The sequence below is a fragment of the Neisseria meningitidis genome (assembly GCF_022869645.1).
Classification (GTDB): Bacteria; Pseudomonadota; Gammaproteobacteria; order Burkholderiales; family Neisseriaceae; genus Neisseria; species Neisseria meningitidis.
The window spans coordinates 249,256-268,552 of sequence record NZ_CP064367.1 but is presented as its reverse complement, the minus strand read 5'-3'; the positions used below and the strand labels follow the sequence as shown (position 1 = coordinate 268,552).

Sequence of the window (19,297 nt, the reverse complement as noted above, 5' to 3'; positions counted from 1 at the left end):
TTAACCCTCCAATCCCAAAGACTGTTGTTGCACCACCATTTTGGGCTTGGGGACATATTCCAAGAAACCCAAATCGTTGAGTTTTTTGAGACGGTAGGAAACCGCGCCGGGGTTCATGTCCAAGAGTTTGCCTATTTCGGTCAGGTTCAAGCCCATACTGCGGTAGCGCAGCAGCGCGAGCATTTCGGGCGCGGCTTGGAAATAGGCGTCTTCCAATGCATCGATGCGGTATAGCACGGCATCAGGCAGGGCTTTTGCCTGTTTCTCCATTTCGATAAAATATCGGCGGGCTTGGCGTCCTTTGTCGTTGCGCTCCACCATGCACAGCTCTTTTGCCATGTCGAGGGATAAATAATACCCCTGAACAGTTTTATCACGCTGTCCAAAGAAACCTGCTTCGGTGCGGACAATTTTGTCCACGCCGATAAAATCAAGGGCTTGTGTAAATCCGTATTCTTCAATGCGACGCTGAATCCATTTAGAAAATGGTGTTTCCACACCTAAGAACTTATGCAGGTCATGAGCATCAACCAGTGCTTGTGTTTGATTGTCCAATTGACCTGAAACAGTTGGGATGAGTTGGGTATTCATGGTAAAATTATCTTTCATTTCAAGGTTGAGATGACAAGGAAAAGAACGCTCTAACGTTGCTTTTCCACTATCCCCGATAAGCTGTCACTTATCGGGGATTTCCATATCTTGTGTTGCACAAGATATGGAAATTTTAAATTATGGTAATTCTATTTGTCAATATTCTTTTTTGCTTTCTTTTTGAATTTTTCCGATTCCATATCTCCTCTAATTTTCGATTTTACCCAGTTTGAAAAATCTAAATTTTCAGAAAATTTAATTAAATCAAGTTCTTTTTCGGAATTGAACGATACTGTTTTCACTACTCGCTTGAGTGCGTATTTTTCTTGAGCCTTTTTAATCGAGTCCATAATCTTCCTTTAAATAGGTTTTAAAACACGATTATGGTAATACTAAAAACCATTTTAATCAAGATGTATTACAACAAAAAGCCGTCTGAAATGGGGTTTAAAACCTGTTTCAGACGGCCTTTTTTCATGCCCTACATAAAGAGAGTTGCTGCTCTGCTTTCCACCTGTTCCGCCGATGTTTTCCCATCGGCGGAATTTTCTTATTTCATTTTTTCCTTCATGACTGATTTAACCCAGTTTGAAAAGTCGGGAATTTCTTTTTGCATAAAATCCACCAACTCTTTCTCTCTTTCCAAATGGAAAGAAACTGTTTTCATCAGCCGCTTTTGGTCATACTTTCGCTGATATTCAGCTTGTTTTGCTTTTAGCGTTTTTTCATCAGGCATAGGCAATCCTTGATTTTTAAAATCGTTGTAGTAAAATGGCTTGCAGAAAGGTTGGCGAAAGGGGCGCGGTGTTCTGCCACCCCTTGTGTTTAATCAACTTGCTTAGTAAGCCGGACTACAGCTTAAAAGCAGAATGATGAAAAAAACAACTTTCGCCAGTTTTGTCATTTCCACAAGCCTCCTTTCTATCCGATAAGCCCCCGAAGTTGCCGCTTCGGGGCTTTGCTTTATCAGATAGGCGTATTATCTAGTATTTCTAGAATTTAGTCAAGCTATTTTTTGATTTTTTCTTTGATGATTGATTTAACCCATTGGGAAAAATCGATATTTTGGGCATATTCCAAAAGTTCTTTTTCCGTTTCGGCATTGAACGAGACTTTCTTAATCACCCGTTTCTGCTCGTAACGCTTTCGGTTTTCTGCCAGTTTTTCATCAACCATAGGCAAACTCCTTGATTTTTTAAACCGTATTTTGTAAGATTGGGACTGGGGACAGCGGCGACCGCCCCCAGCTGGTCAGTCTTTAGTAGGCATTAGCACTTGCCAACATGAAAACTGCGACCAAGATGAGAATTTGAATAGTGCGTTTATTCATCTTCTTTCTCCCAGTTGAGCCCCGCTTCGGTGGGGCTTTTCCCGTATCGGCCCTCACTACGCCGATGAATTGAATTATAAACGTGGACACGTTAAAAGTCAACCCTTTCCCCAACAAAATCAAAGAAAAATGCCGTCTGAAAACAGCTCGAATGCTGTTTCAGACGGCATTTTTTGTTGTCGGGCATCAATGCCCTGCCATTTGTGCGGCGTTGCGGTTATCAAGATATGGTATTTTAGTGTGTATTTTTAGAAGAAATTTACCATATATAGTATTAAAATATTATACGGTTGTTTTATATGGATTTGATTTTCTTGAAAAATAAATCCCATATGCTAATATTTGCACTATTTGGGCGAGGTTGAAAAATGAATACCGTCAAAGAATATACGGCAGTCCGCGAACGGCTGCTCAATGCTGCCGATTATTTGGAAGAAGTCCGTAAAGACCGTAAGACGGGCAATATTGCGTCCGTGGAATTTGTGCCGCCGAAAATAGGGGCTCGGGGTTACGGCAAATTCAAAGTCCGTTACAAAACCTTAGTGGCGGTTGATTTATGAGCGGGGAAAAATCCGAGAATCTGCCGGCCGATGAGCAGCAGAAAATGCTTCAGGAGTTTTTAGAACTTCAAAAACAGGATATTGCAGTCAAACAGAAGGAGTTGGAAAGCCGTAAGGACGAAATCCAATCTCACGAACGCATTGCACTGGCTACCATCGAAGCGCAAAAACAGGGTGAACAGCAACATGGTGAGATTTTCAAAGAGGTACACAAACGCCGTCTGAATGCCGTGATTGCTATTTCTTTTCTGATTGCCGCCGTGCTGATTACTGCGTTATGGCGCGATAAGGACAGCGTCGCTATTGAAATTGTCAAAATCGGCGGGGCGGTAGCTTTGGGATATTTTGCAGGAATCAACAGAGGTAAAGCGCAAACCTTGGAAAAGCAACGGCGCGAAAAAGACAGTGATTAGATTGTAGTAAAAAAGGTCGTCTGAAACGTTTTGGCGAAACTCGCAAAGCTCGTTTTCAGACGGCATTTTTTATGTCTGTCCGTTTCGCAAAAAAACATCGGCTTAATACTATATATTGTATTTTATTGTATAAAATGCGCTAATTTATACTATATGTTGTATTGGAGAGATAATGCGCCGGGCGTTGATTGCGAAAATTAAAATTGCCCAAAAGGAGCTGGGCTTGGACGACGGTACCTATCGCGCGGTGTTGGAGCGCGTGACGGGCAAGCGGTCGTGTGCGGATATGGATGTTTCTGAACTTGAGTCTGTTGTCGCTGATATGCGGTCGCACGGATTTAAGCCTAAAGCAAAAGGTAACCCACACGGCAAACCGCATCTGCGTCGGACATCATCAGCGGCAATGCTGGACAAAGTCGAAGCCCTGCTGACCGTCGGCGGCAAACATTGGAACTATGCACACGCAATGGCGCGGCGGATGTTTGGTAAGGATAAGGTCGAATATTTAGACGATACGCAGCTACATAAACTGGTTGCTGCGTTGCAGATTGCGGAAAACAGGAAAACGGAAAAAGCGGGTGGGGATGATGGGGTTCGAAAAAGTTGAACATTTATTGCCGGATACCGTGTTGGACATTGTGGATGTCATCGGACTGGCAGCGACGGAACAGCTGGTCAAGGCGATTGGCGGGGCGCGGTTTAAATTTGGTAAGGGCAAGGTGGACACCGAGCGTTTGGCAATTTTGGTCGAAGCCATCGGCGAAGTGAAAACACATGAGCTGTTGCAGGTATATGGTGGCGAGGAATTGTATGTCCCACGGTGCGGCAAGGCGTTAATACAGTTGAGAAACCATAGGTTTTATCAGGAGTTTGTCAAATTGCGCGATATTGATAAGAAGAGCGGGCTTATGGCGATGACGAAGCTATGCCCTAAATACGGCATCTCTTCACGAACGGGATATACGATTATCAATGAAATGAGCCGACCTGCGGCACAGCAGGCAGCTTTATTTTAGGCAGTGATGTGTGACCAGGCTTTGGCCGTCTGTATTCAGACGGTCTTTTTTTTGGTTTGCAGGGGTGAAACATCTACCGTTCGGGACGATGGGTTAAAGACGGTTTAATGGGGTTTTCAAATGTTATAGTGGATTAACAAAAACCAGTACGGCGTTGCCTCGCCTTAGCTCAAAGAGAACGATTCTCTAAGGTGCTGAAGCACCAAGTGAATCGGTTCCGTACTATCTGTACTGTCTGCGGCTTCGTCGCCTTGTCCTGATTTTTGTTAATCCACTATATGCAATCAATATTTTTTGGAGATGATGAATGGGCAAAACCGTAACCTTAACCGCTGGACACAGCAACACCGACCCGGGTGCGGTCAACGGAAGCGACCGTGAGGCGGACTTGGCGCAGGATATGCGCAATATCGTGGCTGCTATTTTGCGCGATGACTACGGTTTGACTGTTAAAACCGACGGCACGGGCAAAGGCAATATGCCGCTGCGCGAAGCGGTCAAGCTGATTCGCGGCTCGGATGTGGCGATTGAGTTTCACACCAACGCTGCCGTCAGCAAAGCGGCGACAGGCATCGAAGCCTTGAGTACCGTTAAAAACAAACGCTGGTGTCAGGTGTTGAGCAAAGCCGTTGCCAAGAAAACCGGCTGGAAACTGCGCGGCGAAGACGGCTTTAAACCCGACAATGCGGGCCAGCATTCGCGCCTGGCTTATGCACAAGCCGGCGGCATTGTGTTTGAGCCTTTTTTCATCAGCAACGACACTGATTTGGCCTTGTTTAAGACGACTAAATGGGGCATCTGCCGCGCGATTGCGGACGCGATTGCGATGGAATTGGGGGCGGCAAGAGTATGAATATTATTGGTAAATTGAAAGAAGCTGCTTCCTATTTTCTTACAAAATTGATTGGAGAAAATCCTAGTAATGAGCAGGTAAACCGCGCACTTATACAGATGCCAAATGTTCGTCCGATACACACCTATCCACGCCCAAATTTAAGAAACTCAGGCGTGGCAGCCGCGAAACGCGCGGCGCGCAAACGCAAGAATCGTCGTTAATCATGGGACAGGTTGCGTTTTACGAAAAGATGATTGGGCTGTGGTCGGCCAAAAGCCGTGAGGCAAGCGAACAGGCAGACTTGGCGGCGTTTGAATTTGCGGAGGGCGAACTGGCCAATTATCAGGAAATGCTGAAACGGCACCTGCAAACCAAAAGTGTGGAATAGCAATGCGTATTTTGGATATTTTTAAAAACCCAGCGACAGGCAATGTGTCGCACTCGAAACTGTGGGCAAACGTTGCCTGCGCGGCGGGGACGGTTAAGTTTGTGATGCTGCCCGACCCGTCGGCGGAGATTTGGGCGGTGTATTTGGGCATTGTCGGCGGCTATGCGGTGGCGCGTTCGTTGGTCAGCGTCAAACGTCAGGAGGTCGAGAATGAATCTCGTGAAACTGCTGGCGAATAACTGGCAACCGATTGCCATCATCGCGCTTGTCGGCACGGGTTTGGCGGTGTCGCACCATCAAGGCTACAAGTCGGCTTTTGCGAAGCAGCAGGCGGTCATTGAGAAAATGAAGCGCGACAAGGCGCAAGCCCTGCTGTTGTCGGCTCAAAACTACGCCCGCGAACTGGAACAGGCGCGTGCGGAAGCTAAAAAATATGAAGTCAAGGCGCACGCCGTCGGCATGGCTTTGGCGAAAAAACAGGCGGAAGTCAGCCGTCTGAAAACGGAAAATAAAAAGGAAATCGAAAATGTCCTTACTCAAGACCGTAAAAATGCAGGCGGCGGTTGTATTGACGGCTTTGGCCATCACGGCTTGCAGCTCTACAAGCGCGCCCTCGGCTACGGAAATTAAGGTTGTCGAAAAGGCGGTCATGCCGACACCGCCTGCCGCATTGATGGTCGCGCCGGTACGCCCAAATCCGCCGAAAGACGGCAAGACAGTAACGCTGTTGGAACACGCCGCCGAGTTTGGCGGCTATGTTGCCGAACTGGAAAATCAAAATCAGGCTTGGCGCGACTGGGTCAACAGTCAAGCGGCAGTTGACGGTTCGGAGGGTGCGCGATGACGACTTATCGTGAGTTGGTGCAACGCACGGTCGCCTGCCGCCATGCGGATTTAGAGCTGGGATTGAGCCGCGCACGCGAGCAAGAGCCGTTTGTCATTCATGTTTCCGATTTGTTGGATAAGGCCGGTATCGATTACGCGGTACGCATGGATAAGGATTTTCAGACGACCTTTTGTGTGGAGTTTTCCGCGACGCCCCTGCTGATGTGATTGGTATTTTGCGGAAATATTACTCAGTCTTTTCAGACGGCCAAAAGGTCGAGGCGGCGAGTCGTCATCCCGAAGGCTACGCGGTCCGTATCGTATTTGGCGATGTGCCGGTTTAAAGGGGTTTTAAATGGATTTTGAATTTGGGTTTAAAACCCTGTGGCCGATTGCAACGGCGGCGTTTTGGTTTTGGGTCAACGGCATTTCAGGCCGTCTGAAAGAGGCGGACAAGCGCATTGACGACCTTAAAGAGGAGCTGCACGCGGTCAAGCTCTCTTATCACACCAAGCAAGATGCCAAGGCAGACAGCACTAATATTGCGGCAGCCTTAGAACGAATTGAAAACAAGTTGGAAAAAGTAAACGAAAAATTGGACAGGAAAGCGGACAAATCATGAGCGACCCGATTTTGGAAGTCTTGGCGCGTATCGAAGCCAAGCAGGATGACATGCTCGCCAATCAGGCTCGAATGGACGAGGAATTGCAGCAAATTAAGAAAGACTGCAAGAAATCTGCGGCGGTTTACGGCGGTCTCGGCGGTGTGATTGTAACGACCGGCTGGGAGCTGCTGAGAGCCAAGTTCGGGGGCTGATATGGCGCATCCGAAGGAAATCCGCGAAAAGCTGCGCCGATTGTACGTCAGCGACGGGCAGACGCTTGAAATCGCGGCGATGATGTGCGAAATCCCGATTGCGACCGCCCGCAGCTGGAAACGCGCCGCCAAGGAAAGCAGCGACGATTGGGACAAAGTGCGCGCCGCCTATACCTTGGCAGGCGGCGGCATCGAAGACTTGAGCCGTTCGCTGCTGGCGGGTTTTTTGGTGCAGTACCAGTCAACGATGACAATGTTGCAAGACACGTCGATTGAAGGGCTGATGCCGTCCGAGCGCGCCAAACTGTTGACAAGCCTGTCCGACGCGTTTACCAAGACCGTGGCGGCAAACGCCAAAGTGATGCCGGAAACGTCAAAACTGGCGACGGCAATCGAGGTGTTGGAATTGTTCGGCGAAGTGGTCAGGGAGCGATACCCGCAACACTTGCAGGCTTATGTCGAGCTGGTCGAGCCGTTGGGTGTGGAAATTGAAAAGAAATACAGGTAGCAACTGCATAAGGTAATTGAATGAAGTCCAAAGAGTTTTTAAAGTCACTTGCCGAATATGCCGCCCAACTCCGCCAAATTATTGAGGCAGAGGTGGACGGCTTCGATGCGTCGCCCAAGGCTATTGCTGCACGCCGTGCCAAGGTGTTTGACCCGGTAGGCGGTTACGAGTATTTCGTCAACACCTACTTTCCGCATTATATCCGCTCCCCTGAAAAATCCGAACTGCATGCGTTTTTATTCAGCCGTCTGCCGGAGATTATCCGCTCCCCCAAAGGGGAAAATGAGGCGGTGGGTGCGCCGCGTGGCGAGGGTAAGTCGACGCAGGTTACTCAGTTGTTTACGCTGTGGTGTATTGTGACAGGCCAAAAACATTATGCCGTTATTGTGATGGACAGCATAGATCAGGCATACCCGATGCTCGAAGCCATCAAGGCGGAATTGGAATTTAATCCGCGCTTGAAAACCGACTTTCCGGAAGTATGCGGGCAGGGCCGCGTATGGCAGGCCGGTACGATTGTGACGGCCAATGACGTTAAAGTCCAAGTGGCCGGTAGCGGTAAAAAGCTGCGCGGTTTGCGTCACGGCCCTTACCGTCCTGACTTAACTGTTTTGGACGATATTGAGAATGACGAGCAAGTCCGCAACCCCGAACAGCGCGACAAGCTCAATGCGTGGCTGACTAAGACTGTATTGCCTTTGGGCGGTGTCGGCCAGAAATACGATGTGATATATATCGGCACGATTTTGCATTACGACAGCGTACTTAACCGCACTTTGAATAACCCGTTTTGGCACGGTATTAAGTTTAAGGCGATGAAACGCTGGCCCGACCGCATGGATTTGTGGGACAGATGGGAGGAACTTTTCCGAAACGACGGCGAGACTGTGGCCGAGGCGTTTTATCTCGCCAATAAAGACGAGATGGAGCGCGGTGCGCAAACAAGCTGGGCGGCTCGCGGCGTACTCGCGCTGATGAAAATCCGTGCGCGTGACGGTCATGCGACATTTGACAGCGAATATCAAAACGACCCGGTCAGCGGCGAAGATGCGCCGTTTGCCAAGTCGATGAAGTTTTGGAACGACCTGCCGTCCGATTTGGTGTATTTCGGTGCGCTCGACCCGTCGCTGGGTAAAGCGGGGGCGAGCCGTGACCCGTCGGCGATTATCATTGGCGGTTATCAACGTGAAACCGGCAAACTGTATGTCGTGGAAGCTCAGATTAAAAAACGTCTCCCTGATTTGATTATTGAGGACGTTATCAGATTGCACCGTCAATATCGTTGCAAACTGTGGTTTGTTGAGACGGTTCAGTTTCAGGAATTTTTGAAAGATGAGCTGGTCAAGCGCAGCGCGGCGCGTGGAATACCTGTCCCGGCGCGGGCGGTCAAGCCGGTATCGGACAAGCTCTTGCGGATTGAGACTTTACAGCCTCACATGGCGAACGGTTTGATTCTGTTGAATGAGAGCCAACAGACGCTGATACAGCAGTTCCGCCATTTTCCAAAGGCTGATCATGATGATGGTCCTGATGCAGTGCATATGCTCTGGTCGGGGGCGGTGGCCAATTGTGTGCCGATAGAATGGCAAAGCCCTACCGATAACGATTTTGATGACGAGATAAAAAGTAAATGGAGCCGATAATGGCAAAAAAGAACAATAAAACTAAAATCCAAAAGCCCGAAGCTGCATTGCAGACGGACGTGGCTCAAATTACGGCGACCGGTCGGGTTATCGCCGAGCATCCGTCCAATTTTATTACACCGCAAAAGATGCGGGCCCTCTTCGAGGATGCGGAAAGCGGCGACATCCGCGCCCAACACGAGCTTTTCGCGGACATTGAGGAGCGCGACAGCGACATCGCGGCAAATATGGGGACGCGCAAACGCGCGCTGCTGACGCTCAACTGGCGCGTCGCCCCGCCGCGAAATGCGACGCCCGAAGAAGAAAAGCTGTCCGACCAAGCCTACGAAATGATGGACAGCCTGCCTACCCTCGAAGACCTGATTATGGATTTGATGGACGCGGTAGGGCACGGATTTTCTGCGTTGGAGGTCGAGTGGGTATTTTCAGACGGCCTTTACCTACCCCGAAACTTTATCCACCGCCCGCAAAGCTGGTTCAAATGGGACAAAGACAACGGGCTGCTGCTGCGTACCCGCGAAAATCCGGAAGGCGAAGCGTTGTGGCCGCTGGGCTGGGTCGTTCATACCCAAAAATCGCGCAGCGTCCAGCAGGCGCGCAACGGGCTTTTCCGCACGCTTTCCTGGCTGTATATGTTCAAACACTACGCCGTCCACGATTTTGCCGAGTTTTTGGAGCTGTACGGCATGCCCATCCGTATCGGCAAATACGGCGCGGGCGCAACCAAAGAGGAAAAAAACACCCTGCTTCGAGCGGTGGCGGAAATCGGTCACAACGCGGCAGGCATCATGCCAGAAGGTATGGAAATCGAGCTGCACAACGCTGCAAGCGGTACGATGGCAACCAGCAATCCGTTTTTGCAGATGGCCGACTGGTGCGAAAAATCGGCGGCGCGGCTGATTTTGGGGCAAACGCTAACCAGCGGTGCGGACGGAAAATCCAGCACCAACGCGCTGGGCAATATCCACAACGAGGTACGCCGCGATTTGCTGGTGTCGGACGCAAAACAGGTGGCGCAAACCATCACAAGCCAAATCATCGGACCGTTCCTGCAAATCAACTATCCCAATGCCGACCCAAACCGCGTGCCGAAATTTGAATTTGACACGCGCGAGCCGAAAGACATCGCGGTCTTTGCCGACGCTATCCCGAAACTGGTGGATGTCGGCGTACAAATCCCCGAAAGCTGGGTGCGCGACAAACTGGTCATTCCAGATGTGCAGGAGGGTGAGGCTGTGTTGGTGCGGCAGGTACCGGACAATCCGATAAACAGAACTGCATTGGCGGCTTTATCCGCCCACACCGTACCATCTAAGGCTACGGGCAGGCATCAGGAAATATTGGACGGCGCGTTGGATGACGCGCTGGTTGAGCCCGATTTCAATTCTCAGCTCAACCCGATGGTGCGTCAGGCGGTTGCCGCACTTAATGCTTGCAACAGCTACGAGGAGGCAGATGCCGCACTGAATGCGCTTTATCCGAATTTGGACAACGCGAAACTGCGTACCTATATGCAGCAGGCCTTGTTTATCAGCGATATTTTGGGACAAGACCATGCCCGCGCCTGATTTGGGATTTGCCTTAAGTCTGCCGCCAAAAAAGGCAATCGAGTGGCTGGAAAGTAAAAAGGTTACGGCGGAGAGCTACCGCAATCTGACAGCCTCCGAAATTGCCAAAGTCTATACGATTGCCCGCATGACCGACTTGGATATGCTCAACGACATCAAAACTTCGATGGTTGAATCGGCAAAAAGTGGACAGTCGTTTGACGATTGGCGAAAAGGTATCTTGAATCTGCTCAGCAACAAGGGCTGGCTGCATCCGAACGGGCATAACGGCAAGGATATCATCGACCCAGCCACCGGCGAGGTATTCGGTTCGCCGCGGAGGTTGGAGACGATTTACCGTACCAACATGCAAACTGCCTACAACGCCGGTCAATATCAAGGATATATGGCAAATATTGATGCACGACCTTATTGGATGTATGACGCGGTAGGCGACAGCCGCACCCGTCCGGCGCATTCGGCAATAGACGGGCTGGTGTACCGCTACGACGACCCGTTTTGGGCAACGTTTTACCCGCCCAACGGCTACAACTGCCGCTGCTCGGTCATCGCTCTGTCGGAGCGGGATGTGGAACGCCAGGGGCGGATTGTCGGGCAAAGCACGGCGGACAATCTGGTCGAGACCCATAAAATCTACAACAAAAAAGGCGATACTTATCTGACCCTTGCCTATAAAGCACCGGATGGCAGTCTGTACACGACCGATCGAGGATTTGATTACAACGCCGGACGAATGAACTACCGCCCCGATTTAGACAAGTACGACCGTGCGTTGGCGCATCAATTTGCCAAAGCGGAAATGGGTGGTGCGGATTTTAAAACCAGCTTTAAACAGCTTGAAAAAGAGTTTTATGAAGTCAAGCAACGTTTGAATATTGATGGCAAGCCCGATAAAGAGCAGAAAATCAAAATCCGAAACGCGCTATCAAGACAGCTTAAATTTGCTGCGGGTGTATTGAGCAAGGAAATGCAAGAACTGGCAGGTATGACTCGAGCGACGGTGTGGCTGTCTGATGATACGTTGGTTAAACAGGTAGACAGCCGTGAGGGGCAGAATTTCGATGACTCCTACTATGCTTTTTTGCCGGATATGCTGCAAAACCCTGAACATGTCATCCGCGACAATCGTGAATTGATTTTCACAGCTCGCTATAAAGGCTCGGCATTGTGGGCAGTTTTAAAATATATTAAGGAGGTGGATGAGATTTATCTACAGTCGTACCGAATCAGCAACGACAAAGAGATTGCCAAATTTATGGCGAAGAAGAAAGTATTGAAATAGACGTTGGGCAAGGCTCGAATTCACTTGCACACGCTCTCGTACACCCTAAAGGGCAGGCTGCGGTATCGAGATTATCACCGCTTTTCCAACGCCTATAAGGAATCATACCATGATTGATGTCAAAATAGACAATATCTTTGTCGTCCTAAACCAAATCGAGCGGCTTGGCAACGGGATCGAAAACCGCTACCTGCTGATGCGCCGACTGTCCGAAACCATGCACACGGCGGTCAAGCTCAATTTCCGCTACGCAGGCCGTCCGAAATGGTTGGGGCTAAAATACCGCGACGGCAAGCCGCTTTCGGATTCGGGTCGTCTGAAAGACAGTTTTTCCACACTGTCAGACAACGATACAGCCCTTGTCGGTACGAATATCGTCTATGCCGCCATCCACAACTTCGGCGGTATGGCGGGGCGCAACCGCAAAGTTCGGATTCCGCAACGGGAATTTTTGACGCTGACGGACGACGACAAACAGGCTTTGATGGACGATGTGCAGGATTATTTTTCGGGTCTGATACCGTGAATTTATAAAACCCTCAAAAACGCGCTTTTTAGCGCGTTTTTTTATGCGGGTAATACAAACCCCTGCCCAAGATATAAAAATCAATCCTAGACGCTTCTAAAAAGCCCCTGAAAACGATTAATTGTGTATCGCGCGGACAGGTTTTAAAAAAATGGCGGGAGGGTTTGAAGCACGCCTACTCTTTGTTGTTTTTTCAAATAGGCAAAATGACCGTATTGAGAGAGGTACACATGTCCAAAAATGCACAAAAAACCCTACTTGCCGTGTGCAGTTTCGAGGTGCAGCCAAAAGACGGGCGAATCCAACTGCTGCCATATGGCGAATTTCGCGCAGTAGACGGTCGTCCGACTGATGTCCCTGCGTGGTATCTGACCGAAGAAAACGGTCATGATGTCGCGTTGTTGGCCAACAGCTCGCGCAATCAGTTGGTTGTCGATTATGAACACCAGACGCTCTACAAAGAGAAAAACGGACAACCTGCACCTGCCGCCGGTTGGATGCGTTGGCTGGAGTTCACGCCTAAAGGCATGTTTGCCGAAGTGGAGTGGACGGACAAGGCGGCTGCGGCAATTGCCGCAAAAGAGTATCGCTACATCTCTGCTGTGTTTTCCTATGACACAAAGGGATATGTAAGCAAAATTTTTCACGCCGCGCTGACAAATTTCCCCGCGTTGGACGGTATGGACGAGGTGCTGGCGGCAGCGTCGGCGCAAATTTTAAAACCGGAAACGGAGCAAAACCCTATGAAAGAGTTGTTACAGCAACTGTTCGACCTGCCTGATGCGGGCGAAGAAGAACTGAAGGCGGCATTGTCCGCGCTCGTGGAAGCCAAGCCGAAAGACGTGGCATTGTCTGCCGACGTGTTCGCGCAGCTGGCGGAAAAAGACAGCCGCATCGCGGCATTGACGGCGCAAACCGCCAAGCCTGATTTGACTAAATACGCGCCTATCTCAGTGGTTCAAGAGCTGCAAAGCAAAGTCGCCGCGCTGACTGCCAAGCAGGAAGCAGACAAAGGCAACGAATTGATTACCGCCGCGCTGACTTCAGGCAAATTGCTGCCTGCTCAGAAGGAGTGGGCAAAAGGCGTATTGAAACAGCCGGGCGGCTTGGCATTTTTGACCGGCTTTATTGAAAACGCCCAGCCGGTCGCTGCACTGGCAGGCTCGCAAACGGGCGGCAAAGCACCCGACGAACGCGTCGCCGCACTGACTGCGGAAGAGGCAGCCGCAGCAAAAATGCTGGGCATGTCCGGCGAAGAATTTGTAAAAATCAAAGAAAGCGAAGGTAAGTAATGGACAAATCAGCGATTTTGACCGCAATCACGGCAGCATTCCGCAAAGAATTTCAAACGGCCTTGGATTCGGATTTCAAGTGCAACACTAGTGTATTAGTGGTTGGAACAGATTCAAGAATAAAACACTTGGCGTTTCGTAGCCAAGTGTTTTTCTTGGTCGGTGGTTCAACTCATCTTGAACCCTGCGTATCTCCCGATCACTGATGTTACGGAAATCGGTTTGTTTGGGGAAGTATTGCCGGATGAGTCCGTTGGTGTTCTCATTCAGCCCTTTCTCCCAAGAATGGTAAGGGCGACAAAAATAAGTCTCCGCTTTCAATGCTTTGGTTATTTTGGTGTGTTGGTAGAACTCTTTGCCGTTATCCATGGTGATGGTGTGCACCCTGTCTTTATGTGCCTTTAATGCCCTAACAGCTGCCCGGGCAGTGTCTTCGGCTTTGAGGCTATCCAATTTGCAGATGATGGTGTAGCGGGTAACGCGTTCGACCAAGGTCAATAATGCGCTTTTCTGTCCTTTGCCGACAATGGTGTCGGCTTCCCAATCGCCGATACGGGATTTTTGGTCGACGATAGCGGGTCGGTTTTCTATGCCGACACGGTTGGGTACTTTGCCTCTGGTCCATGTGCTGCCGTAGCGTTTGCGGTAGGGTTTGCTGCATATTCTGAGATGTTGCCACAACGTGCTGCCGTTGCTTTTGTCTTGGCGAAGGTAGCGGTAAATGGTGCTGTGGTGGAGCGTGATCTGGTGGTGTTTGCACAGGTAGGCGCATACTTGTTCGGGACTGAGTTTGCGGCGGATAAGGGTGTCGATGTGCTGAATCAGCTGCGAATCGAGCTTATAGGGTTGTCGCTTACGCTGTTTGATAGTCTGGCTTTGCCGCTGGGCTTTTTCGGCGCTGTATTGCTGCCCTTGGGTGCGGTGCCGTCTGATTTCGCGGCTGATGGTGCTTTTGTGGCGGTTAAGCTGTTTGGCGATTTCGGTGACGGTGCAGTGGCGGGACAGGTATTGGATGTGGTATCGTTCGCCTTGGGTCAGTTGCGTGTAGCTCATGGCAATCTTTCTTGCAGGAAAGGCCGTATGCTACCGCATACTGGCCTTTTTCTGTTAGGGAAAGTTGCACTTCAAATGCGAATCCGCCGCCGTCTGAAACAAGGAGTCATCATGGCAAAAACCAACAACAAACCAGAAACCGCCGAAACCGCCGCCCCGTCGTTTGAAGACATCAAAGCCGAATTGGACGCCGTGCAGGCAGAGCTTGCCGCCGCCCGAAACGATGTCGAAATGCTGACCACAGCCTTGGAAAAAGCCGAAGACGACAAAAAGGCACTGTCCGCCGAACTTGCCGAACTCAAAGTGCAGCATACGCAACGTGCCGCCGACGCTTTGGCGGACAGCCGCGATGTGATGCTCGTCAGTACCGGCGCAGACGGCAAAGAATTTTGGCGCGGCGGCCTGCTGTTTGACGGCGGCTGGCGCGAAGTGAAGCGCGCCGAAGTCGGCGAAGCGGTGTGGAAGGCAATCTGCGCCGAGCCTATGCTGCGACATTGCCCGCTACCGTCTGACGGCGGCTCAGGGCGTGTTGATTACCGACGAAATCCGCAACCGCTACAAAATCGACGTGCTCGACCTGCTGCGTGCTATGGCCAAAGGCGAAGTGCAGCTGGGCGTGGATGATAGCGGCGAAGAAGTGGCCGCGGGCGAAGACGGTATTGTGTTTCTAAACGGTAAAAATAAGGTGTTCGGGCGTGATCACTGATATTGAGCAAGCGATAACAGACCGTCTGAAACGGGGCTTGGGTCGCATGGTGCGCACGGTTAAAAGCTACAACGGCGAGGCCGACGATTTGGCGGGGCAAATCCATACGCTGCCTGCGGTTTGGGTAACGTATGGCGGCAGCAAAGTTGAGCCTGCCAGCACCGGCGGCGTATGCGGACGTTATCAGGATACCGCCGAATTTGTGGTGATGGTGGCGGCCCGCAATCTGCGCAACGAGCAGGCGCAGCGGCAAGGCGGCATCGACAGCCGCGAAATCGGCAGCAACGATTTAATCCGCGCTGTTCGCCGCCTGCTTGACGGCCAGCGGCTCGGTTTTGCCGATAGCCGCGGCTTGGTGCCCAAAGCGGTGCGCGCGATTGCCAATCATGTGCTGGTGCAAAACGCCGCAGTAAGCATATATGCGGTTGAGTATGCCATCCGCTTTAACACCTGCGGGTTGGAAAATGACCGCTACCCCGAACGCACCGACAATCCCGACGACCCCAACCATATCTTTACCAAGTATCAGGGTACATTGAGCGAGCCGTGGCCTGATTTCGAGGGGTTGGACGGCAAAATTTACGACCCGCAATCCGCCGATGAAATACCTGTAAACCTAACCCTTAAGGATAAGCAATGAGCAAAATCAAAGTAACGGCGGCAGACGGCCTGCGTGTGCCGACCGAACACAACCCGCACGAATATATCGGCCAAGAGCCGGTGGAGGTGGACGGCAACAGCCTGTATTACCGCCGCATGATTGATGACGGCGATTTGGTGGTGGTTGAGGATGCCGCCCCAAATACCAAAACCCGCAATACTAAGGGAGAGTAATGATGCCCCATATTGATTTTGACACGATTCCGGGCAGCATCCGCGTGCCCGGGCAGTATATTGAATTTAACACCCGCAATGCCGTACAAGGTTTGCCGCAAAATCCGCAAAAGGTATTGATGGTTGCACCCATGCTGACCGCGGGCATACAGCCCGCCTTAGAGCCGGTGCAACTATTTAGCGATGCCGAGGCGGCCGATTTGTTCGGACAAGGCTCGCTGGCGCATTTGATGGTGCGCCAAGCATTTGCCAACAACCCTTATTTGGATTTGACCGTTATCGGTATTGCCGACCACAGCGCAGGCGTGCAGGCAACCGCAACCGTTACCCTTTCCGGCACGGCCACCGCGCCGGGCGTGGTGGAAATCACGATTGGCGGCAAGCAGGTAAGCACGGCCGTTAACACCGGCGAGACCGCCGCCACAGTGGCAGACCGTCTGAAAACCGCCATCACTGCCGCCGATGTAACCGTTACCGCATCCGGCAGCGGCGCAGCCGTTACGCTGACGGCCAAACACAAAGGCGAGATCGGCAACGAGAGCGGCTTAACCGTGAGCACCGGCAATACCGGCCTAACTTATCAAGCCAATGCCTTTACCGGCGGTGCCAAAAATGCGGACATTGCCACGGCCTTGTCCAAAGTGGCGGGCAAGCATTATCACATTATTTGCAGCCCGTTTAGCGATGACGCCAACGCCAAAGCCTTGAGCAACCATATTACCAACGTATCCAACGCCATCGAGCAGCGCGGCTGTATCGGCGTATTGGGTATGAGTGCGGCCTTGAGCACGGCCACCACCGCTACCGGCGAAATCAACGACGGCCGCATGACCTGTGCTTGGTACAAAGGTGCGGTAGAGCCAAACGGCATCATCGCCGCAGGTTATGCGGCGGTGTTGGCCTTTGAAGAAGACCCTGCCAAGCCGCTGAACACGCTGGAAATCAAAGGGCTGGCCGTTACACCTGATGCGCAATGGCCGCTGTTTGCAGAATGCAACAATGCGCTGTACAACGGCTTGACCCCGCTCACAGTGGTCAACAACCGCGTGCAGATTATGCGTGCCGTATCCACCTATACCAAGTCGGCCAACAACACCGACGACCCGGCACTACTCGACATTACCACCATCCGCACGCTGGATTATGTGCGCCGCAGCGTTAAAGAGCGCATTGCCCTGCGTTTTCCGCGCGACAAATTGAGCGACCGCCTGCTGCCCAAGGTTAAGAGCGAGATTTTGGACGTGCTGATTAAGCTCGACCAAGCCGAAATCATCGAAAACGCCGAGGCCAACAAAGGCAAGCTGGTGGTGGCGCGTGCGCAAAACGACCCCAACCGTGTTAATGCCATTATCCCCGCCGATGTGGTCAACGGCCTGCACGTCTTTGCCGGGCGCATTGATTTGATTTTGTAACCCTTTTCAGACGGCGTTTAAAACAGGTTTAAAGGCCGTCTGAAACCTTAAAAAAGGATAAAGCATGAGCGACGCTACCTATGCCGACGCGGTGATTATGGAGATGAACGGCCGCGATATCGAGATTGTGAGCATCAAGCCGCAAACCACTACAGGCCGCAAGCCGGTCAAAACGATGAACCGCAACGGCCGAGTCAACGGTTATTGTGACGGCGTAACCGAACACAAATTAAGCGTTACCGCCGCCATTCCGATCGACGGTACGGAAATCGACTGGGACAACATCACCAAGGCGAAAATCACGATTTACCCCATCAACGACGAAGATCGCCGCACTTCCTACCTCGACTGCTTTACCGTCGATACCGGCGAGCAATATGAAGTCGATAACGAGGCACGCATCGACATTGAGATGATTGCTTTGCACAAAATCAAGGAGTAATGCGTGATTACCGTCAAACTGACCCACGGGCTGACCTACAATGGCAAAGTCGTATCTGAATTACGCCTCAAGCCACTGACCGTCGGCGGCGAACTGGCGGCGTTCGCCCTGATTGATGACTTGCCCGAGCTGCCCGAAAACGCCACAAAAGCCGAACTGCTGCAACGCGACGTCCTAGAGACGCTGACCTACTGGTCGCAGCAGATTGAAGCCCAAGGTATCCCATCCGACATCCTGACGGCGCAGTGGCTGATGGAAAACCTCTCTACCGAAGACTACCATACCGTGATGGCGGCTCAGGAGGATTTGCGCCTAAAACCGTCCGCCGCTACGGCGAGCCCCGATGCGCCGTCGGCGGCGGAGCAGTAAAACGCAGCTACCTGACGGCACACAAAAGCTACCGTCAGGCGATCATCCTGATGGCAAGGCGGGGATAGGGGCGGACGCAGTGCGCGATATGTGCCACGCCGAGCTGTCGGCATGGTTTGAAGACATCCTGTCGAGCCTGGGCATAAAAACGCCGAAGGAAGAGGGAGTGATTGTGTCGAAACGGCTGAGAAAGCCGGAGGAAAAATAAAAAGGTCGTCTGAGTTTCAGACGACCTTTTTTTATTTGACGGTTAGGGTTGTTTTCTGCCGATTATTGCAATGGTGTTTGTTTCTTTTTCAAAAACAACGCTATATAAAATACCATCTGCCGGAACGTCTTTTTGCGCTGTTGCTCCTGTCTGATTGGATTCTTTGACGACTTCGGTTAAAGCTGTAAAAAGTTGTTTTCCTGCTTCCGATTCGCCCAATTTGTCTGTGGTAGTTAAAGACAGAACTGCCTGAATACTGTGTAATCCATTTATGGCATTATTGACTAGATTTTGTCCTTTCTCTCCGTCGGTTTTTAAAATGTAGCCTACTGAGATAGCTCTAATTTTTTGCTGCTCGTCCAGTTTGAGCGCAATCGCCCCAAAATCCATTACCAAAGTAAGGTCATAACCACAATCGGTCTTGACAATATTTTTATTATGGATTTTTGTTGAGACGTTCTGAGTTTTAAATGCTTGCTCCAAATTGATGAGATATTGTTCAACTGTGATGTCCATTGGGGCGGTACAATCAGCAGCCTGGATACTTTGGACAGGTTCTTCGGCTTGTGCCGTTTTTGATTGTTGGTTGCAGGCTGATAAAACAATTGAAACACAAATTGCGGAAATCAATTTTTTCATATTCATAAAATATCCCTTTGAATAAAATGGTTATCATTCTG

The 19,297-nt window shown here is 50.9% G+C and carries 30 protein-coding genes and 2 pseudogenes; 26 read left to right on the top strand and 6 right to left on the bottom strand.

All coding sequences use genetic code 11. The annotated features are described in order from the left end of the window. The 4 genes from IUJ45_RS01355 to IUJ45_RS01340 all read right to left on the bottom strand — a co-directional run bounded on the left by IUJ45_RS01355 (position 1) and on the right by IUJ45_RS01340 (position 1,767). Positions 1-591, bottom strand: coding sequence for an antA/AntB antirepressor family protein (locus tag IUJ45_RS01355; protein WP_042507211.1), 591 nt, complete (start codon positions 589-591; stop codon positions 1-3). Positions 592-740: 149 nt separating this feature from the next. After that, entirely contained in the window at positions 741-941 is a 201-nt protein-coding gene (locus IUJ45_RS01350) for a hypothetical protein (RefSeq protein WP_002213622.1), read from the bottom strand. Positions 942-1,141: 200 nt separating this feature from the next. Further along, positions 1,142-1,327, bottom strand: coding sequence for a hypothetical protein (locus IUJ45_RS01345; RefSeq protein WP_002213621.1), 186 nt, complete (start codon positions 1,325-1,327; stop codon positions 1,142-1,144). A gap of 272 nt (positions 1,328-1,599) precedes the next feature. Next, positions 1,600-1,767, bottom strand: coding sequence for a hypothetical protein (locus IUJ45_RS01340; protein WP_002213620.1), 168 nt, complete (start codon positions 1,765-1,767; stop codon positions 1,600-1,602). Between the two features lie 522 nt (positions 1,768-2,289). Between IUJ45_RS01340 and IUJ45_RS01335 the strand changes: the two genes are divergently transcribed. From IUJ45_RS01335 to IUJ45_RS01245, 19 genes and pseudogenes are all read left to right on the top strand, one after another. After that, positions 2,290-2,481 carry a hypothetical protein gene (locus tag IUJ45_RS01335; protein ID WP_002213617.1) on the top strand — a complete coding sequence of 64 codons (192 nt, stop codon included), beginning with the start codon at positions 2,290-2,292 and terminating at the stop codon, positions 2,479-2,481. Beyond that, the gene (locus IUJ45_RS01330) at positions 2,478-2,894 is read left to right on the top strand and encodes a hypothetical protein (protein WP_002213616.1); all 417 of its coding nucleotides are present in this window, start codon (positions 2,478-2,480) and stop codon (positions 2,892-2,894) included. Before IUJ45_RS01335 ends, IUJ45_RS01330 begins: the two co-directional genes overlap by 4 nt. A 172-nt stretch (positions 2,895-3,066) precedes the next feature. Beyond that, positions 3,067-3,501 (top strand): gp16 family protein, encoded by a 435-nt coding sequence (locus tag IUJ45_RS01325; RefSeq protein WP_002222598.1) that lies wholly within the window; start codon positions 3,067-3,069, stop codon positions 3,499-3,501. Beyond that, on the top strand, positions 3,482-3,910 hold the full coding sequence (locus IUJ45_RS01320; RefSeq protein WP_002231473.1) for a Mor transcription activator family protein: 429 nt from the start codon (positions 3,482-3,484) through the stop codon (positions 3,908-3,910). The genes IUJ45_RS01325 and IUJ45_RS01320 overlap by 20 nt, the downstream gene beginning before the upstream one ends. 307 nt (positions 3,911-4,217) lie before the next feature. Further along, positions 4,218-4,763: an N-acetylmuramoyl-L-alanine amidase gene (locus tag IUJ45_RS01315; protein ID WP_002236920.1), complete on the top strand. Its 546-nt coding sequence runs from the start codon at positions 4,218-4,220 to the stop codon at positions 4,761-4,763. After that, positions 4,760-4,966 (top strand): hypothetical protein, encoded by a 207-nt coding sequence (locus tag IUJ45_RS01310; RefSeq protein ID WP_002219372.1) that lies wholly within the window; start codon positions 4,760-4,762, stop codon positions 4,964-4,966. Before IUJ45_RS01315 ends, IUJ45_RS01310 begins: the two co-directional genes overlap by 4 nt. A 2-nt stretch (positions 4,967-4,968) precedes the next feature. Then, positions 4,969-5,133, top strand: a complete 165-nt coding sequence (locus IUJ45_RS01305) for a hypothetical protein (RefSeq protein ID WP_002215782.1) — start codon at positions 4,969-4,971, stop codon at positions 5,131-5,133. A gap of 2 nt (positions 5,134-5,135) precedes the next feature. Beyond that, on the top strand, positions 5,136-5,372 hold the full coding sequence (locus IUJ45_RS01300; RefSeq protein ID WP_002215783.1) for a hypothetical protein: 237 nt from the start codon (positions 5,136-5,138) through the stop codon (positions 5,370-5,372). Further along, positions 5,344-5,763: a hypothetical protein gene (locus IUJ45_RS01295; RefSeq protein WP_002246334.1), complete on the top strand. Its 420-nt coding sequence runs from the start codon at positions 5,344-5,346 to the stop codon at positions 5,761-5,763. The genes IUJ45_RS01300 and IUJ45_RS01295 overlap by 29 nt, the downstream gene beginning before the upstream one ends. Next, a complete protein-coding gene (locus IUJ45_RS11045) occupies positions 5,660-5,977 on the top strand; it encodes a hypothetical protein (RefSeq protein WP_002246181.1) in 318 nt (105 codons plus the stop codon). The genes IUJ45_RS01295 and IUJ45_RS11045 overlap by 104 nt, the downstream gene beginning before the upstream one ends. Continuing rightward, positions 5,974-6,302, top strand: a pseudogene (locus IUJ45_RS11040) (hypothetical protein). Before IUJ45_RS11045 ends, IUJ45_RS11040 begins: the two are co-directional and overlap by 4 nt. Positions 6,303-6,313: 11 nt before the next feature. Beyond that, positions 6,314-6,580: a hypothetical protein gene (locus IUJ45_RS01280; protein WP_002213614.1), complete on the top strand. Its 267-nt coding sequence runs from the start codon at positions 6,314-6,316 to the stop codon at positions 6,578-6,580. Continuing rightward, the gene (locus IUJ45_RS01275; protein WP_002213613.1) at positions 6,577-6,774 is read left to right on the top strand and encodes a hypothetical protein; all 198 of its coding nucleotides are present in this window, start codon (positions 6,577-6,579) and stop codon (positions 6,772-6,774) included. Before IUJ45_RS01280 ends, IUJ45_RS01275 begins: the two co-directional genes overlap by 4 nt. Before the next feature lies 1 nt (position 6,775). Beyond that, complete coding sequence (locus tag IUJ45_RS01270) at positions 6,776-7,282, top strand: DUF1804 family protein (RefSeq protein WP_002213612.1); 507 nt, start codon at positions 6,776-6,778, stop codon at positions 7,280-7,282. A 20-nt stretch (positions 7,283-7,302) separates the two neighbouring features. Continuing rightward, positions 7,303-8,925: a phage terminase large subunit gene (gene terL, locus IUJ45_RS01265; protein ID WP_002236962.1), complete on the top strand. Its 1,623-nt coding sequence runs from the start codon at positions 7,303-7,305 to the stop codon at positions 8,923-8,925. Beyond that, the gene (locus tag IUJ45_RS01260) at positions 8,925-10,493 is read left to right on the top strand and encodes a DUF935 domain-containing protein (RefSeq protein ID WP_002219310.1); all 1,569 of its coding nucleotides are present in this window, start codon (positions 8,925-8,927) and stop codon (positions 10,491-10,493) included. The genes terL and IUJ45_RS01260 overlap by 1 nt, the downstream gene beginning before the upstream one ends. Further along, entirely contained in the window at positions 10,480-11,775 is a 1,296-nt protein-coding gene (locus IUJ45_RS01255) for a phage minor head protein (RefSeq protein ID WP_002249358.1), read from the top strand. The genes IUJ45_RS01260 and IUJ45_RS01255 overlap by 14 nt, the downstream gene beginning before the upstream one ends. Positions 11,776-11,884: 109 nt before the next feature. Continuing rightward, a complete protein-coding gene (locus IUJ45_RS01250) occupies positions 11,885-12,301 on the top strand; it encodes a phage virion morphogenesis protein (protein ID WP_002213608.1) in 417 nt (138 codons plus the stop codon). Between the two features lie 230 nt (positions 12,302-12,531). Beyond that, a complete protein-coding gene (locus IUJ45_RS01245; protein ID WP_002232421.1) occupies positions 12,532-13,593 on the top strand; it encodes a phage protease in 1,062 nt (353 codons plus the stop codon). An 87-nt stretch (positions 13,594-13,680) separates the two neighbouring features. On the opposite strand, the gene IUJ45_RS01240 is transcribed toward IUJ45_RS01245, so the two are convergent. Then, positions 13,681-14,646, bottom strand: coding sequence for an IS30-like element IS1655 family transposase (locus IUJ45_RS01240; protein ID WP_002217985.1), 966 nt, complete (start codon positions 14,644-14,646; stop codon positions 13,681-13,683). Positions 14,647-15,127: 481 nt separating this feature from the next. Here IUJ45_RS01240 and IUJ45_RS01235 point away from each other — a divergent pair. The 7 genes and pseudogenes from IUJ45_RS01235 to IUJ45_RS01205 form a co-directional block, all read left to right on the top strand. Next, positions 15,128-15,352, top strand: a pseudogene (locus IUJ45_RS01235) (phage protein Gp36 family protein); the annotation flags it as partial. Continuing rightward, positions 15,342-15,992, top strand: coding sequence for a DUF1834 family protein (locus IUJ45_RS01230; RefSeq protein ID WP_002229450.1), 651 nt, complete (start codon positions 15,342-15,344; stop codon positions 15,990-15,992). The pseudogene IUJ45_RS01235 and the gene IUJ45_RS01230, both read left to right, overlap by 11 nt. After that, positions 15,989-16,186 (top strand): DUF2635 domain-containing protein, encoded by a 198-nt coding sequence (locus tag IUJ45_RS01225; protein ID WP_002225238.1) that lies wholly within the window; start codon positions 15,989-15,991, stop codon positions 16,184-16,186. Before IUJ45_RS01230 ends, IUJ45_RS01225 begins: the two co-directional genes overlap by 4 nt. Before the next feature lie 2 nt (positions 16,187-16,188). Beyond that, positions 16,189-17,598, top strand: a complete 1,410-nt coding sequence (locus tag IUJ45_RS01220; protein WP_002225237.1) for a phage tail sheath subtilisin-like domain-containing protein — start codon at positions 16,189-16,191, stop codon at positions 17,596-17,598. Positions 17,599-17,662: 64 nt separating this feature from the next. Then, positions 17,663-18,040: a hypothetical protein gene (locus IUJ45_RS01215; protein WP_002222505.1), complete on the top strand. Its 378-nt coding sequence runs from the start codon at positions 17,663-17,665 to the stop codon at positions 18,038-18,040. Positions 18,041-18,043: 3 nt separating this feature from the next. Next, entirely contained in the window at positions 18,044-18,409 is a 366-nt protein-coding gene (locus IUJ45_RS01210) for a hypothetical protein (protein WP_002217234.1), read from the top strand. Next, on the top strand, positions 18,384-18,617 hold the full coding sequence (locus IUJ45_RS01205) for a hypothetical protein (RefSeq protein WP_082308606.1): 234 nt from the start codon (positions 18,384-18,386) through the stop codon (positions 18,615-18,617). Before IUJ45_RS01210 ends, IUJ45_RS01205 begins: the two co-directional genes overlap by 26 nt. A 42-nt stretch (positions 18,618-18,659) precedes the next feature. Here IUJ45_RS01205 and IUJ45_RS01200 read toward each other — a convergent pair whose 3' ends face one another. Then, positions 18,660-19,262, bottom strand: a complete 603-nt coding sequence (locus IUJ45_RS01200; protein ID WP_002222503.1) for a hypothetical protein — start codon at positions 19,260-19,262, stop codon at positions 18,660-18,662. Positions 19,263-19,297: the final 35 nt, after the last annotated feature.

Excerpts from the sequence above, each read along its gene's own strand:
- IUJ45_RS01320 (WP_002231473.1), top strand. The coding sequence starts at position 3,482 with ATGGGGTTCGAAAAAGTTGAACATTTATTGCCGGATACCGTGTTGGAC.
- IUJ45_RS01345 (WP_002213621.1), bottom strand. The coding sequence starts at position 1,327 with ATGCCTGATGAAAAAACGCTAAAAGCAAAACAAGCTGAATATCAGCGA.
- IUJ45_RS01295 (WP_002246334.1), top strand. The coding sequence starts at position 5,344 with ATGAATCTCGTGAAACTGCTGGCGAATAACTGGCAACCGATTGCCATC.
- IUJ45_RS01200 (WP_002222503.1), bottom strand. The coding sequence starts at position 19,262 with ATGAATATGAAAAAATTGATTTCCGCAATTTGTGTTTCAATTGTTTTA.
- IUJ45_RS01310 (WP_002219372.1), top strand. The coding sequence starts at position 4,760 with ATGAATATTATTGGTAAATTGAAAGAAGCTGCTTCCTATTTTCTTACA.
- IUJ45_RS01305 (WP_002215782.1), top strand. The coding sequence starts at position 4,969 with ATGGGACAGGTTGCGTTTTACGAAAAGATGATTGGGCTGTGGTCGGCC.
- IUJ45_RS01255 (WP_002249358.1), top strand. The coding sequence starts at position 10,480 with ATGCCCGCGCCTGATTTGGGATTTGCCTTAAGTCTGCCGCCAAAAAAG.
- IUJ45_RS11045 (WP_002246181.1), top strand. The coding sequence starts at position 5,660 with ATGTCCTTACTCAAGACCGTAAAAATGCAGGCGGCGGTTGTATTGACG.
- terL (WP_002236962.1), top strand. The coding sequence starts at position 7,303 with ATGAAGTCCAAAGAGTTTTTAAAGTCACTTGCCGAATATGCCGCCCAA.
- IUJ45_RS01245 (WP_002232421.1), top strand. The coding sequence starts at position 12,532 with ATGTCCAAAAATGCACAAAAAACCCTACTTGCCGTGTGCAGTTTCGAG.
- IUJ45_RS01355 (WP_042507211.1), bottom strand. The coding sequence starts at position 591 with ATGAATACCCAACTCATCCCAACTGTTTCAGGTCAATTGGACAATCAA.
- IUJ45_RS01270 (WP_002213612.1), top strand. The coding sequence starts at position 6,776 with ATGGCGCATCCGAAGGAAATCCGCGAAAAGCTGCGCCGATTGTACGTC.
- IUJ45_RS01240 (WP_002217985.1), bottom strand. The coding sequence starts at position 14,646 with ATGAGCTACACGCAACTGACCCAAGGCGAACGATACCACATCCAATAC.
- IUJ45_RS01205 (WP_082308606.1), top strand. The coding sequence starts at position 18,384 with ATGCGCCGTCGGCGGCGGAGCAGTAAAACGCAGCTACCTGACGGCACA.
- IUJ45_RS01300 (WP_002215783.1), top strand. The coding sequence starts at position 5,136 with ATGCGTATTTTGGATATTTTTAAAAACCCAGCGACAGGCAATGTGTCG.
- IUJ45_RS01215 (WP_002222505.1), top strand. The coding sequence starts at position 17,663 with ATGAGCGACGCTACCTATGCCGACGCGGTGATTATGGAGATGAACGGC.
- IUJ45_RS01335 (WP_002213617.1), top strand. The coding sequence starts at position 2,290 with ATGAATACCGTCAAAGAATATACGGCAGTCCGCGAACGGCTGCTCAAT.
- IUJ45_RS01260 (WP_002219310.1), top strand. The coding sequence starts at position 8,925 with ATGGCAAAAAAGAACAATAAAACTAAAATCCAAAAGCCCGAAGCTGCA.
- IUJ45_RS01220 (WP_002225237.1), top strand. The coding sequence starts at position 16,189 with ATGCCCCATATTGATTTTGACACGATTCCGGGCAGCATCCGCGTGCCC.
- IUJ45_RS01330 (WP_002213616.1), top strand. The coding sequence starts at position 2,478 with ATGAGCGGGGAAAAATCCGAGAATCTGCCGGCCGATGAGCAGCAGAAA.
- IUJ45_RS01325 (WP_002222598.1), top strand. The coding sequence starts at position 3,067 with ATGCGCCGGGCGTTGATTGCGAAAATTAAAATTGCCCAAAAGGAGCTG.
- IUJ45_RS01315 (WP_002236920.1), top strand. The coding sequence starts at position 4,218 with ATGGGCAAAACCGTAACCTTAACCGCTGGACACAGCAACACCGACCCG.
- IUJ45_RS01350 (WP_002213622.1), bottom strand. The coding sequence starts at position 941 with ATGGACTCGATTAAAAAGGCTCAAGAAAAATACGCACTCAAGCGAGTA.
- IUJ45_RS01250 (WP_002213608.1), top strand. The coding sequence starts at position 11,885 with ATGATTGATGTCAAAATAGACAATATCTTTGTCGTCCTAAACCAAATC.
- IUJ45_RS01280 (WP_002213614.1), top strand. The coding sequence starts at position 6,314 with ATGGATTTTGAATTTGGGTTTAAAACCCTGTGGCCGATTGCAACGGCG.
- IUJ45_RS01340 (WP_002213620.1), bottom strand. The coding sequence starts at position 1,767 with ATGGTTGATGAAAAACTGGCAGAAAACCGAAAGCGTTACGAGCAGAAA.
- IUJ45_RS01275 (WP_002213613.1), top strand. The coding sequence starts at position 6,577 with ATGAGCGACCCGATTTTGGAAGTCTTGGCGCGTATCGAAGCCAAGCAG.
- IUJ45_RS01225 (WP_002225238.1), top strand. The coding sequence starts at position 15,989 with ATGAGCAAAATCAAAGTAACGGCGGCAGACGGCCTGCGTGTGCCGACC.